Source organism: Dyella dinghuensis (assembly GCF_003977615.1).
Taxonomy (GTDB): Bacteria; Pseudomonadota; Gammaproteobacteria; order Xanthomonadales; family Rhodanobacteraceae; genus Dyella_B; species Dyella_B dinghuensis.
Genome location: NZ_RYZR01000007.1, coordinates 127,800 through 141,789 on the forward strand (window position 1 = coordinate 127,800; position 13,990 = coordinate 141,789).

General features: G+C 60.8%; 11 protein-coding genes. 10 read left to right on the forward strand and 1 reads right to left on the reverse strand.

Annotation, left to right across the window (positions count from 1 at the left end; genetic code table 11):
- Positions 1–3 precede the first annotated feature (3 nt).
- The 8 genes from ftsW to lpxC all read left to right on the forward strand — a co-directional run bounded on the left by ftsW (position 4) and on the right by lpxC (position 9,338).
- Entirely contained in the window at positions 4–1,242 is a 1,239-nt protein-coding gene (ftsW, locus tag EKH79_RS14470) for a putative lipid II flippase FtsW (RefSeq protein WP_126674549.1), read from the forward strand.
- Positions 1,239–2,312, forward strand: coding sequence for an undecaprenyldiphospho-muramoylpentapeptide beta-N-acetylglucosaminyltransferase (gene murG / locus EKH79_RS14475; protein WP_126674550.1), 1,074 nt, complete (start codon positions 1,239–1,241; stop codon positions 2,310–2,312). Before ftsW ends, murG begins: the two co-directional genes overlap by 4 nt.
- On the forward strand, positions 2,309–3,748 hold the full coding sequence (gene murC, locus EKH79_RS14480) for a UDP-N-acetylmuramate--L-alanine ligase (RefSeq protein ID WP_126674551.1): 1,440 nt from the start codon (positions 2,309–2,311) through the stop codon (positions 3,746–3,748). Before murG ends, murC begins: the two co-directional genes overlap by 4 nt.
- Entirely contained in the window at positions 3,748–4,683 is a 936-nt protein-coding gene (locus tag EKH79_RS14485) for a D-alanine--D-alanine ligase (RefSeq protein WP_126674552.1), read from the forward strand. The genes murC and EKH79_RS14485 overlap by 1 nt, the downstream gene beginning before the upstream one ends.
- The gene (locus tag EKH79_RS14490) at positions 4,680–5,426 is read left to right on the forward strand and encodes a cell division protein FtsQ/DivIB (protein ID WP_126674553.1); all 747 of its coding nucleotides are present in this window, start codon (positions 4,680–4,682) and stop codon (positions 5,424–5,426) included. The genes EKH79_RS14485 and EKH79_RS14490 overlap by 4 nt, the downstream gene beginning before the upstream one ends.
- Positions 5,423–6,655, forward strand: coding sequence for a cell division protein FtsA (ftsA, locus tag EKH79_RS14495; protein WP_126674554.1), 1,233 nt, complete (start codon positions 5,423–5,425; stop codon positions 6,653–6,655). The genes EKH79_RS14490 and ftsA overlap by 4 nt, the downstream gene beginning before the upstream one ends.
- 118 nt (positions 6,656–6,773) lie before the next feature.
- The gene (gene ftsZ / locus EKH79_RS14500; protein WP_126674555.1) at positions 6,774–7,952 is read left to right on the forward strand and encodes a cell division protein FtsZ; all 1,179 of its coding nucleotides are present in this window, start codon (positions 6,774–6,776) and stop codon (positions 7,950–7,952) included.
- A 471-nt stretch (positions 7,953–8,423) separates the two neighbouring features.
- A complete protein-coding gene (gene lpxC / locus EKH79_RS14505; RefSeq protein WP_126674556.1) occupies positions 8,424–9,338 on the forward strand; it encodes a UDP-3-O-acyl-N-acetylglucosamine deacetylase in 915 nt (304 codons plus the stop codon).
- 200 nt (positions 9,339–9,538) lie between these two features.
- Here lpxC and EKH79_RS14510 read toward each other — a convergent pair whose 3' ends face one another.
- Complete coding sequence (locus tag EKH79_RS14510) at positions 9,539–10,057, reverse strand: DciA family protein (RefSeq protein WP_325050617.1); 519 nt, start codon at positions 10,055–10,057, stop codon at positions 9,539–9,541.
- On the opposite strand from EKH79_RS14510, the gene EKH79_RS14515 reads away from it, so the two are divergent.
- Positions 10,052–10,984: a M23 family metallopeptidase gene (locus EKH79_RS14515; protein WP_126674557.1), complete on the forward strand. Its 933-nt coding sequence runs from the start codon at positions 10,052–10,054 to the stop codon at positions 10,982–10,984. The genes EKH79_RS14510 and EKH79_RS14515 overlap by 6 nt on opposite strands.
- A gap of 186 nt (positions 10,985–11,170) precedes the next feature.
- The gene (gene secA / locus EKH79_RS14520; RefSeq protein WP_126674558.1) at positions 11,171–13,894 is read left to right on the forward strand and encodes a preprotein translocase subunit SecA; all 2,724 of its coding nucleotides are present in this window, start codon (positions 11,171–11,173) and stop codon (positions 13,892–13,894) included.
- Positions 13,895–13,990: the final 96 nt, after the last annotated feature.

Genomic DNA, 13,990 nt, shown 5'->3' on the forward strand with positions numbered 1-13,990 from the left:
GAGATGTTTGGTTTCGGTACATCCCAGGCAAAGCGCCGGCAGGGTCCGCGCGGCAAGTTCGACTTGCCGTTGCTGGTCGCCCTGGTTGGTCTTGCGTGCATGGGTGTGGTGATGGTCGCTTCCAGCTCCATTGCCGTAGCCGATAGCCAGCACATGGGTCAGTTCTATTTCCTCAAACATCACTTGATGTATCTGACGCTCGGCGTGTTCGCTGCGGGTGTGGCGATGCGCACGGAACTGAAGGACATCGAGAAGCATGCATTCTTCCTGATGCTTGTCGCGTTCATCATGCTGCTTGCGGTATTCGTTCCGCATTTCGGTATGAGGCTCAACGGCGCACGCCGTTGGCTCAATCTGGGTATTACCAGCTTCCAGCCGGTCGAAGCGGTGAAGCTGATTCTTGTGGTGTATATGGCCAGCTATCTGGTGCGTCACCGCGAGAGTATCGAGACGCGTTTCATCGGGCTGCTCAAGCCGCTTGGTGTTTCGGGCGTGATGGTGCTGCTACTGCTGGCGCAGCCGGACTTCGGTTCGGCAACGCTGGTGATTGCTGTGACGATAGCGATGGTGTGGCTGGGCGGTGCGCGACCGATTTTCCTATGCCTGATGGGTTTGCCCTTGATGCCGCTGCTGGCGATCGCGGCAACCAGCGAAAACTATCGCATGAAGCGCCTGACCACCTTCCTGCATCCATGGGATCACCCGTTCGACGACGGCTTCCAGCTGACGCAATCGCTGATGGCGATCGGGCGCGGTGAATGGATGGGTGTGGGTTTGGGTTCGAGCGTGCTGAAACTGTCGTATCTGCCGGAAGCGCACACCGACTTTATCTTCGCCGTGATTGGCGAAGAGCTTGGTTTGTTCGGTGTGATCACTGTCATGGCGCTGTTTGCTCTTGTCCTATGGCGCGGATTGCATGTCGGACTCAAAGGTGTAGAGGTGGGGCAGCGTTTCGCTGGCTATATCGCCTTCGGCATCTCGCTGATGATCGGCCTGCAGACGCTTGTTTCGATAGGCGTGAATCTTGGCGCGTTGCCGACCAAAGGCCTCACGCTGCCGCTGATCAGCTACGGCGGCTCGTCGATTGTGTTGACGTGTGCGATGGCTGGCGTGCTGTTGCGCGCGACGTATGAAATCAACCGCGCGCTCGATGCGCGGCATATGGCAACGCGCATGCCCGCGACGGCAGTGCCCGATGCCAACACAGCGACAGCGCGTGATCGCGAAGCGGTGGCCGCATGACCGCGCAATCGCCTGTCCTGATCATGGCCGGTGGCACGGGTGGACATATCTTCCCGGGTCTGGCCGTGGCCGAAACGCTGCGCGCGCAAGGCGTGCCGGTGGTTTGGCTGGGTGCTGCAGGCGGCATGGAAACCAAAGTCGTGCCTGCGCATGGCATTGAATTGCATACCGTGGCTGTTGGCGGTTTGCGCGGCAAGGGAATGAAGACGCGTCTGATGGCGCCCTTCATGCTGGCGCGCGCGCTGTTGTCGTCGCTGGCTGTCTTGCGTCGACTGAAGCCGCGCAGTGTGCTGTCCATGGGCGGTTACGTGGCGGGTCCCGGCGGCATCGCCGCACGTCTGCTGCATCGTCCATTGCTGGTACACGAACAGAATCGCGTGGCGGGATTCACCAATCGCAAGCTCGCCACGCATGCGCAGCGCGTCATGGCGGGTTTCGCCGATGCGTTGCCGAACGCGGAGTGGGTAGGTAATCCCGTGCGCGGCGCCATTGCATCGCTGCCTTCGCCGGCACAACGCATGGCTGGACGTACGGGCAAACCGCGCCTGCTGGTATTGGGCGGAAGCCTCGGTGCGCGCGCGTTGAATGTTTCGGTGCCGCAGGCGTTGGCCGCCATGCCGGTCGATCAACGCCCCGAGGTGCTGCATCAGTGCGGCAATCGCGGCATCGATGAAGCACGCAAGGCATATGCCGATGCAGGCGTCGATGCGCAGATCGTGCCGTTTATCGAGGACATGGCTGGCACGTACGCATGGGCCGATCTGGCGGTGTGTCGTGCAGGCGCGCTGACGCTAGCCGAGCTGACCGCGTGCGGTCTGGGCGCGGTGCTCGTGCCATTTCCGCATGCGGTGGACGACCACCAAACCCGCAACGCCGAAGCGCTCGTCGCTGCCGGTGCGGCTGAATTGATCCAGGAGCGAGATCTGAATACGCAAGACCTGGCGCAGCGATTGAGCGCGCTATTGAACGATCGCACCAAGTTGTTGGCGATGGCCGAAGCAGCGCGAACGCTCGCGAAACCCAATGCTGCGGCCGATATCGCACGCGCTTGCGTGGAGGTGGCCGCATGACGCCGCGTCGCCTGCTTGCGCACGAAGATTTGATGAGCACGTTCCGCCGTGTGCACTTCATCGGCATTGGCGGCGTCGGCATGAGCGGTATTGCCGAAGTGCTGCACAATCTCGGTTACGCGGTGTCGGGCTCGGATCGCAGCGAATCGGCGACCGCGCAACGTTTGCGTCAGCTCGGTATCGATGTGCACATCGGTCACGCCTCGGCACACATCGGTGATGCGGACGTGGTCGTCACATCCAGTGCGATCAAGAACGACAACCCGGAACTGGTCGCCGCGCGCGAAGCACGTATTCCGGTGATTCCGCGCGCCGAAATGCTGGGCGAGCTGATGCGTTTTCGTCGCGGCATCGCGATTGCCGGTACGCATGGCAAGACTACGACAACAAGCCTTGTCGCCAGCGTGCTCGCCGAAGCTAACTACGATCCGACGTTTGTGATTGGTGGCCAGCTCAACGCCGCAGGCGCGAACGCGCGCTTGGGTACCGGCCAATACCTGGTGGCCGAAGCGGATGAATCGGATGGTTCGTTCCTGCTGCTTTCGCCGGTGATTGCGGTAGTGACGAATATCGACGCCGATCACCTTGAAAACTATCAGGGTGATTTCGCGCTGGTGCGCAAGGCGTTTTCCGACTTCCTGCATCGCTTGCCGTTCTACGGTCTGGCCGTGTTGTGCGTGGACGATCCGGAAGTGGTCGACCTCGCGAAGATCACCGCGCGTCGCGTGATGACGTACGGCATCGATACGAAAGATGCTGACGTGCGTGCGGCGAACATTGTGCAGAAAGGGTTCGAGATGCATTTCGACCTGATCTTGCCGGGCGTCAAGAACCCGATGCCGGTGAAACTCAATCTGCCCGGCCGCCACAATGTGCTCAATGCGCTTGCCGCCGCGACGATCGGCTGGCAGCTCGGTGTCGAGGCCGAGGCGATTGCGCATGCGTTTGCGCACTTCGAGGGTGTCGGTCGTCGCTTCCACCGTCGCGGCGAGATTGCGCTCGATAAAGGAACGGCGATGTTGGTCGATGACTACGGCCATCACCCGCGCGAACTCGCTGCCGTGTTTGCAGCGGCGCGTGGCGGTTGGCCGGAGCGTCGCCTTGTTGTCGGATTTCAGCCGCATCGTTACAGCCGCACGCGCGATTTGCTCGACGACTTCGCGAACGTGCTGGCCGAAGCCGACGTGCTTGTTTTGACGGATGTGTATCCCGCCGGCGAAGCGCCGATTGCTGGTGCCGATGGACGCGCGCTGGCGCGTGCCGTGCGCGCGCGCGGCAAGGTTGATCCGGTGTTGGTGGGACATCCGCGTGAATTGAAAGACGCGCTGCCTGCGTTGTTGCGCGACGGCGATCTCCTGTTGCTGCTGGGCGCAGGCGATATCGGCGCTGCAGCCGTCGAGTTGGCTCAACTGGGACATTTGAGGACGAGTGAGTGATGAAGATCCAGGACCCCGCACAATTTGGTCGCGTCGCCGTGGTGATGGGCGGTAGCTCGGCCGAGCGCGAGGTATCGCTCGACTCCGGTCGCAACGTGCTCGCGGCGCTGAAGGCGCGCGGCGTGGATGCGCACGCCATCGACGGTATTCCGGCATTGCTCGATGCGCTGCGCGCTGGCCACTTCGCACGCGTGTTCAACATTCTTCACGGCCAGCATGGCGGTGGTGAGGACGGTGTGCTGCAAGGTGCGCTGGAATCGCTCAACGTGCCGTACACAGGTTCGGGCGTGCTTGGATCTGCGTTGTCGATGGACAAGACGCGTTCGAAGCGCGTGTGGCAGTCGCTTGGTTTGCCGACGCCGAAGTTCGTCCCGCTACCGCGTGGCACCGATGTGCATGCTGCCGCGAAAGAGATTGGTTTCCCATTGATCGTGAAGCCTGCCAGCGAAGGTTCGAGCGTTGGCGTGACGCGCGTCTTCGAAGAGAAAGATCTCGATGCAGCCGTGGCGTTGGCAGAGAAATATCCCGGCGATCTGTTGATGGAAACGCTGATCGAAGGCGATGAGCTCACCGTGGGCATTCTTGGCCGCCAAGTGTTGCCGAGCATCCATATCGTGCCGAAGGGCGCGTTCTACGATTACAACGCCAAGTACGTGGCCGAAGACACGCAGTACATCTGCCCGGGTTTGCAGGGCGACGCCGAGCCGTCGTTGCGAGCACTGTCGCTCGAAGCATTCGACGCGCTGGGTTGCTACGGCTGGGGACGCGTCGATGTGATGCGCGATCGCCAAGGCCGCAACTGGTTGCTTGAAGTGAACACCGCGCCCGGCATGACGTCGCATTCGCTCGTACCGAAAGCAGCTGCCGTAGCTGGCATCGATTATCAGCAGCTGTGCTGGCGCGTGCTCGAAACCAGTTTCAGGGAGGATGCATGAGGGGAAGCATCCGCCTCGTCGCCTGGTGTCTGGCCATCGCCCTGGTGGTCCTGCCGATCGTCGGTGTGTTGTGCGGCTGGTTTGCCGCCGACCGCTGGCCGGTGACTCAGTTGACGGTGCAGGCCGAGTTCAAGCACGTGAGCGCGGAGCAGATTCGCGCCACCGTGAAACCGCGCCTGGGGAAGGGCTTCTTCGCATTGAATCTGGATGCCGTGCAAAGCGCCGTGGCTGCGCTGCCGTGGGTGGAATCGGTGGAAGCGAGCAAGCGTTGGCCGGATACGTTGTTGTTGCGCATTTACGAGCGTCAGCCCTTCGCGCGCTGGAATTCGAATCAATTGATCAGTGGCGAAGGCAAGGTGTTCAGCGTGCCCGACGCCGCCGATTACAACCAGTTGCCTGACTTGCATGGTCCGGACGATCACCTGGCCGAAGTCATCAGCTTCTTCGCCGATGTGCAGAAAGCCTTTATCGGGACGCATTTGAAGATCACCGGCGTGACGCTTACCGAGCGCGGCAGTTGGAGTGTCACCACGGATTCAGGCGCACAGATCGTGATCGGCGATCGCAATCAGGCCGGTCATCGTCTGCGCCGCTTCCTCGATGTGTATGCGCAGGTGATGTCTGGCCACGATCAAGGTTTTGAGTACGCCGATCTTCGTTACACCAACGGTTTCGCCGTGAAATGGCCGCAAGCGCCGGCCGCCCCGACCGCTCCTACTGCCGGAGGCACGCCCCGCACATGAAAGGCAAGAACGAAAAGCAGTTGGTAGTCGGCCTGGATATCGGCACCTCCAAGGTGGTGGCGATTGTGGGCGAGTACGAACCGGGCGAACCGATCGAAGTGATCGGCATCGGCTCGCACGTCTCGCGCGGCATGAAGCGCGGGTCGGTGGTAGATATCGAATCCACGGTGCACTCGATCCAGCGTGCGGTGGAAGAAGCCGAGCTGATGGCGGGCTGCGATATCCGCTCGGTCTATGCCTCCATTTCCGGCAGCCATCTGGAGACGCGCAACTCGCACGGCACAGCGGCCATTCGGGATCGCGAAGTGGCGCCCGGCGATCTGGATCAGGTGCTGGAAGCGGCCAGCGCGGTGGCGATCCCGGCTGACCGGAAGGTCTTATATAAGGAGTCGCAGGAATACCGCATCGACGGCCAGGACGGCATTCGCTCGCCGGTCGGCATGAGTGGCGTGCGCCTGGAAGCCTCGGTGCATCTGGTGACGGGTGCGGCGGCGGCGGTCCAGAACATCAGCAAGTGCATCCAGCGTTGCGGTTTGTCGGTCGATGAGCTGGTGCCGTCGGCGGTGGCCAGTGCGAAATCGGTGCTCACCGATGACGAGCGCGAGCTCGGCGTGTGTCTCGTCGATATCGGCGCCGGCACGACAGACATCGCGATCTACACGCAGGGCGCCATTCGTTACACCAAATCGTTGCCGGTCGGCGGCGACCAGGTCACCAACGATATCGCTTATGGCGTGCATACGCCGACCGCGCACGCGGAAGAAATCAAGATCAAATACGCCTGCGCGCTGGCGCAGTTGGCACACGCGGAAGAAACGATCCAGGTGCCGAGCGTGGGCGATCGTCCGCCGCGCCGTCTGGCGCGTCAGTCGCTCGCGCAGAGCGTGCAGGCGCGTTACGAAGAAATCTTCGAGATGGTGCAGGACGAGTTGCGCCGTTCCGGTTACGACAGTCTGGTCGCGGCGGGCGTCGTGCTGACTGGTGGCGCTTCGCGCATGGAAGGTGCGCTCGAGCTCGCCGAGGAGATCTTCCACAAGATGGTACGCATCGGCGTGCCGCAACACGTCAACGGCTTCGGCGAAGTGATCGCCAATCCGCTGCATTCCACCGGCGTCGGTTTGCTGCTGCACGGCGCGCGTTCGGGCGGCATGCGCGTAGCCGGTCCGGCGGGCGGCAGCGTGGGCGGCTTGGTCGATAAATTGCGCGGTTGGATAACCAAGAATTTCTAAGTTTTAGCGGCGCACGGAGGCGCAGCACGGGCGAATGGAGGTTCGCTCACCACCAAAGAGACAACACGGAGTTGTCTTGCGGTTACAACGACAACGAGAGTTCTACGGAGGACGGGAAATGTTCGAACTGGTCGAAAAACTTGCACCGAATGCGGTGATCAAAGTCATTGGCGTGGGTGGCGGTGGCGGTAATGCCGTGGCACACATGCTCAACTCCAACATCGAAGGCGTCGACTTCGTCGTCGCCAACACCGACGCGCAGGCCATGAAGGGCTGCGGTGGTCGTATGCATTTGCAACTGGGCGCCAATGTCACCAAGGGCCTGGGCGCGGGTGCGAATCCGGAAGTCGGTCGTCAGGCCGCGCTGGAAGATCGCGAGCGCATCGAGGAAATGCTCGAAGGCGCAGACATGGTGTTCATCACCTGCGGCATGGGTGGTGGCACGGGCACGGGCGCGGCACCGGTTGTCGCGCAGTTGGCCAAAGAGAAGGGCATTCTGACGGTAGCGGTGGTGACCAAGCCGTTCCCGTTCGAGGGCCGCCGTCGCATGCAGGTTGCGCTGAAGGGTATCGAAGACCTCTCGCAGCACGTCGACTCGCTGATCACGGTGCCGAACGAGAAGCTGCTGTCGGTGCTCGGCCGCGAAGTGACGCTGCTCAATGCGTTCAAGGCCGCCAACGATGTGCTGCAGGGTGCGGTGCAAGGTATTGCGGATCTCATTACCAGCCCAGGCCTGATCAACGTCGACTTTGCCGACGTGCGTACGGTCATGAGCGAGATGGGCCTGTCGATGATGGGTTCGGGTACCGCTCGCGGCGATGACCGCGCGCAGGCTGCCGCCGAAGCGGCCATCAACAATCCGCTGCTGGAAGACGTCAACCTCAATGGTGCGTGCGGCATCCTGGTCAACGTGACCGCGGGTCCGAACCTCACCATGCGCGAGTTCGACGAGATCGGCCGCATCATCCACGACTTCGCCAGCGAAGACGCCACGGTGGTGATCGGTACCTCGCTCGATCCGGAAATGCAGGACGACGTCCGCGTGACCGTGGTGGCCACCGGCCTTAACCGCGTCGCCGCTCGCCAGCCGATCCGTCCGGTCGCGACCCAGGTGGAGATGCGTCAGCGTCCCCGTCCGATGGTTCTGCGTACCGGCACCGGCAACGAAGTGGTCGATTACGCCCAGCCGGAGGTGGTGGCCAGCAACCCGCGGGGTGGCGATGGCTCGGCCAAGAGCGCCGATCCGAGCTTCGACTACCTGGACATCCCCGCTTTCTTGCGTCGACAGGCGGATTAATTACGTAAAGATATGTGAATGTTATGAACTAACGACGTATTAACTTGTCAGTGATGCCGTGCCGGACGAAAGGGGAATGCTCCCGTCCGCCGCTTGGTCGCCGCCTGAAGGGGTCGTGGTCGAGGGCATCGCTGATGTCAGCTGACGTCGTATTCGTGCGTTGAATGCGAAAGACAGTGCGACCAGGATGGTGCACGGTTGGCCAGAGTGGTGTGTGGACTTGCCGCCCTGCCAGTCCAAAATCCCGTTGCCGGACCTCCCGTCCCTGGCAACGGGATCTTTTGTCGAATCGCAAGTGCTTGATCTATTGGGTGCTTGCATCAACCGAGTGCGAACGAATCGCATTTGTGGATGATGAAAGGAAAATGAAGGCTTGGCCGGACTGTACGGTACGGTTTGTTTTCCCACAGGTTAAGACTGTGTTAGCATCCCAGCTCGAATTGGCTGCTGCCCCTTATAGGTACCCAATAAATGATCAAGCAGCGTACGCTTAAAAACATCATCCGTGCGACTGGCGTCGGCCTGCATACCGGCGACAAGGTGTATATGACGTTGCGTCCCGCAGCGCCAAACACTGGCATTGTGTTCCGTCGCACCGACCTTAATCCGCCGGTCGATATTCATGCACGTCCGGATCACGTCGGTGACACGCGTTTGTCCACCACGCTGGTCAATGGTGACGTTCGTGTTTCCACCGTCGAACATCTGCTGTCGGCGATGGCCGGTCTGGGCATCGACAATGCTTACGTCGATCTTTCCGCACCGGAAGTTCCGATCATGGACGGCAGTGCCGGTCCGTTCGTCTTCCTTCTGCAATCGGCAGGCATTGAAGAGCAGGCTGTGGCCAAGCGCTTCATTCGCATCAAGAAGCCGATCAAAGTGCAGGAAGGCGATAAATGGGCCAGTTTTGAGCCTTTTGAAGGCTTCAAGGTCGGTTTCTCGATCGAGTTCAATCACCCGATCATCTCCAAGCGCACCTCGCGCGCCGAGATTGACTTCTCCACGACGTCCTTCGTCAAGGAAGTCAGCCGCGCACGCACCTTCGGTTTCATGCGCGACATCGAAATGCTGCGCGAACATAACCTCGCGCTTGGCGGTTCGATGGACAACGCCGTGGTGCTCGACGACTACCGCGTGCTGAACGAAGACGGTCTTCGTTACGAAGACGAATTCGTCAAACATAAGATTCTCGATGCGATCGGCGATCTGTATCTGCTCGGTCACAGTTTGATCGGTGCGTACTACGCGCATAAGTCCGGTCACGAGTTGAACAACAAACTTCTTCGCGCACTGATGGCCGACGCTTCCGCATGGGAAGAAGTGAGCTATCAGGACGATCCGGCCACTGCGCCGATCTCCTACGCGCATCCCGCCCAGGCGATCTAAAAGCTGCGCAAAATCTGACCAGGCCGGCCCCTCAAAGGGTCGGCTTGTTCGTTTTGTGACGTAGATCACACTTTTGTCGGCTTTCCATTCACGCTATCGAGACGCGTCCTAGAGACCCGCCTAGGGTACGGCGTGGTATAAAACCGACTCCCGCGCCGGGGTCAGGCCGCTTCATGCCTGTCACCGGGTGACGCTTCAGCTCAGGGTGTCTGGCGGGGCTTGGAATTCGTAACTTCGGCGATGGACGCCAACTCCAGGAACAGCGCCTTTAATTCGGTGTCTGCGACTGAATTTGCGGCAGCCTTCAGATGAAGTGCTGCGGCAAGGGAAAGCGGTTTTGATTGCTCCGGCTGGGGATCAGGCGGAGGAAGGGGGGCCACTTTCACAATGACTGAGCCTGCATGAGCGCCTATGGCGCGCGCGGCGGCGAGGATTTGCGCCTGTTGCAAGCGCAGCCTGGACGCCCATGCGGGAGAGGATGCAAGAAAAACGAGGCTGTCACCGCGCCAATTGGCGAACCTGACCTGTTCACGCAGGGGTGATGACAACGTTTGACGGAGTGCGCGGTCCAAGGCTTCGAGCTTGACGGCTTTTTTGGCTAGTGCAGCAACAGGACTGATCTGAGCAATGGATTGCGGTCCATGCCCGATGTGGTTTTTAGCGGCGGATTCGTCGCGCTGCATCAGTAAAAAAACTTCAAATTTGGTAACGACATGCAAATCATACTCGTCTCACGCGCAGGGAAGGTGCCCAAAACACTGGACCTTACAAACCAGCGATTGCGCTGGCGTGTCTTGGGTATTGGAGCAACCGCCGTGCTGGCATTGGCCACTATCGGCGCCGGACTTGCGCTAGCGGTCGCCAGCCCTCGCGGTCGTGCGGTCGCCGAAATCGATGCGCTCCACCAGCGCGTGCAGGATCAGGACAAACAACTGGGCGACCTCAAAGTGGACGCTCACCGGCAGCTCGACGCGCTGGCGATCAAGCTCGGTCAGCTGCAAGCCCAGGCCACACGCCTCAATGCATTGGGTGAGCGTCTGGCGCAGGTGGGCAAGCTCGACAACGGTGAATTCAATTTCGATCAGCCGCCGCCGGTGGGCGGTGTCGAAGTTAGCTCCGGTAGCAGCGCCTATGCGCTCCCGCAGACGCTGGATGCCAGCATCGATCAGCTCGCGACGCAGTTCGACACGCAAGAAGCACAGCTCAGTGCGATGCAGAGCCTCTTGATGAATGCGCGCATCGATTCCGATCTGAAGCCGACCGGCATGCCGGCAGACGGATACATCTCTTCTTACTTTGGTGTGCGCGCCGATCCGTTCGATGGCAGCGCCGCCCGGCACACCGGTCTGGATATCGCAGTTCCTTACGGCACGCCGGTGCATACCGTTGCCGAAGGCATGGTGACCTATGCCGGCGTGCGCAGCGGATACGGCAATGTGGTGGAGATCGACCACGGCAACGGCTACATGACCCGCTATGCGCACAACAGCAGATTGCTGGTGCGTCCCGGTCAGCATGTGCGCGTTGGCGATGAAATCGCCGAAGCGGGTTCCACCGGCCGGTCCACCGGTTCGCACGTTCATTTCGAAGTCTGGTACGACGGCCGCGTCGTGAATCCGCTGGCCTTCGTCAAGAACCACCGCTGAGCGGCATCTGCCGGCACCCTTGAAAGGGTGCTGCCCTACCGCCACCCCTAGTCACAGCGTCCGGTGAGCCGGGTGTACCACCGGCCCGAGGCGTTTGGGATACCCGGCGGACCCTAGTATCATCGTGGCTTTGCCCATCCGGAATCGTTCCGGATGGCTCCCCATGTTTTCAGATCCGGAAGATCGATGCTTAACCGTGCACTGACGAGCCTTTTTGGCAGCCGTAACGAACGAGTATTGCGCCAGCTGTCCAAGAGCGTGGGGCGTATCAACGCGTTCGAGCCTGAGTTCGAAAAACTCAGCGACGAAGGCTTGCGCGCCAAGACGACCGAGTTCAAGCAGCGCATCGCCGACGGAGAGTCGCTCGACAAGCTGTTGCCCGAAGCCTTCGCTGTCGTGCGCGAAGGCGCCAAGCGTGTGCTCGGCATGCGTCATTACGACGTGCAGCTCGTCGGCGGCATGGTGCTGCACATGGGCAAGATCGCCGAAATGCGCACGGGTGAAGGCAAGACGCTCGTCGCCACCGCGCCGGTGTATCTCAATGCGCTGGAAGGCAAGGGCACCCATGTCGTGACGGTCAACGACTATCTGGCCAAGCGCGACGCGGCGCAGATGGGCAAGCTCTACAACTTCCTCGGTCTGACCGTGGGTGTCGTGTGGCCGGGCATGGAGCACGCCGACAAGTTCGCAGCGTACGCCGCGGACATCACCTACGGTACGAACAACGAATTCGGTTTCGATTACCTGCGCGACAACATGGCGTTGTCCAAAGAGCAGCGCGTACAGCGCGCACTGAATTACGCCATCGTCGACGAAGTGGACTCGATCCTGATCGACGAAGCGCGTACGCCGTTGATCATTTCCGGTCCGGCGGAAGAGTCACAGGATCTGTACATCGCCGTGAACAAGATCGTGCCGCGCATGACGCGTCAGGCGGTCGAAGACGGCTCCGGTGACTACTGGGTCGACGAAAAGCAGAAGCAGGTGCATCTGTCGGAAGAGGGCATGCAGCATGCGGAAGAATTGCTGCTGCAGGTCAAAGTCATCGACGAAGACAGCAGTCTTTACGACGCGCGCAATCTGGCGATCGTGCATCACCTCAATGCCGCGCTGCGCGCCAATGCGATCTATCAGCGCGATGTCGATTACATCGTGCGCGATGGCGAAGTAATCATCGTCGACGAATTTACCGGTCGTACGCTGGCAGGCCGCCGCTGGTCCGACGGTCTGCATCAGGCCGTGGAAGCGAAAGAAGGCGTGCCCATTCAACGCGAGAACCAGACCCTGGCGACGGTGACGTTCCAGAACCTGTTCCGCATGTACAAGAAGCTGGCCGGCATGACCGGTACGGCCGACACTGAAGCCTACGAATTCCAGCAGATCTACGGCCTTGAGGTGGTGGTGATCCCCACGCACAAGCCGATGATCCGTCTGGACAACGCCGACATGGTCTTCCTCAGCCAGGAAGTGAAGTACAAGGCTGTGATCGAAGACATTCGCGATTGCCACAAGCGTGGCCAGCCGGTGCTGGTCGGTACGGCGTCGATCGACGTGTCTGAGCTATTGGCGAATCTGCTGAGCAAAGAAAAGATTCCGCACGAAGTGCTCAATGCCAAGCAGCATGAGCGCGAAGCGCACATCGTCGCCCAGGCGGGTATGCCGGGTGCGGTTACGATTGCGACGAACATGGCTGGTCGCGGTACCGACATCGTGCTGGGCGGTAGCCTGGAAGCCGCGCTGGCCGCGCTTCCGGAAGACGCCAGCGAGACCGATCGCGCCCGCGTGAAGTCCGAATGGAAAAAGCGCCATGAGCAGGTCATCGCCGCTGGCGGTCTGCACATTGTTGGCACCGAGCGTCACGAATCCCGTCGTATCGACAACCAGCTGCGCGGTCGTTCCGGCCGTCAGGGCGACCCGGGTTCCTCGCGCTTCTATCTGTCGCTGCAGGACAACCTGCTGCGCATCTTCGGCGGCGAAGGTCTCGTGCGCTGGATGAAGCGCTTCGGCATGAAGGAAGACGAGGCGCTGGAAGATCGCATGATCAGCCGCCAGATCGAAAAGGCGCAGCGCAAGGTCGAACAGCACAACTTCGATATCCGTAAAAATCTGTTGGAATACGACGACGTCGCCAACGATCAGCGCAAGGTGATCTATCGCCAGCGCGACGAGCTGCTGGAGGGCGATGACGTCTCCGCCACCGTGACTGATATTCGCGACGATGTCGTTGACGGTGTGGTTCGCCGTTACGTTCCCGCCGACAGCATCGACGAGCAGTGGGATATCACCGGTCTTGAGCGCGAGCTCGAGAGCGAGTTCGGCATGTCCGCGTCGATCAAGCCGTGGCTGGAGCAGCAGCACGAAGCCGATGCTAATACCGTGATGGATCACGTACGCTCGTTGTTCAACGATTTGTTCCAGGCCAAGGAAAAGCAGGTCGGTCCGGAAACCATGCGTCAGCTCGAGAAGCACATCATGCTGAGCGTGGTGGACAACGCATGGAAGGAACACCTTGCGAGCATGGATTACATGCGTCAGGGCATCTATCTGCGCGGTTATGCGCAGCAGGATCCCAAGCAGGCGTTCAAGCGCGAATCGTTCACGCTGTTCCAGCAGATGCTGGGCCGTATCAAGTCGGAAGTCACCCAGATGCTGGCGCGCATCCGCATTCGCAGCGAAGAAGAAGTGGCAGCGATGGAAGCCGAACAGCAGCGCATGGCGGAGCGTCTGCAGCGCCAGATGCAGGCCAGCGGCGGCGGTGCGCCAGCGGGTGGCGTGCTCGGTCTGGAAGCGGTCGAGCAGGTTGCGATTACCCAGGAACCGGCGTCGACGGGTCCCAAGGTGGGCCGCAACGATCCGTGCCCGTGCGGTTCCGGCAAGAAATACAAGCATTGCCACGGGCAGCTGGCCTGATCCGGCACGCGCTCTTTTAAGGCATGACAACGTCACGCCCTCTGCTTTCCGCAGAGGGCGTTTGTTTTTTAGTGACGCAGGATTTTATGTAAGCAG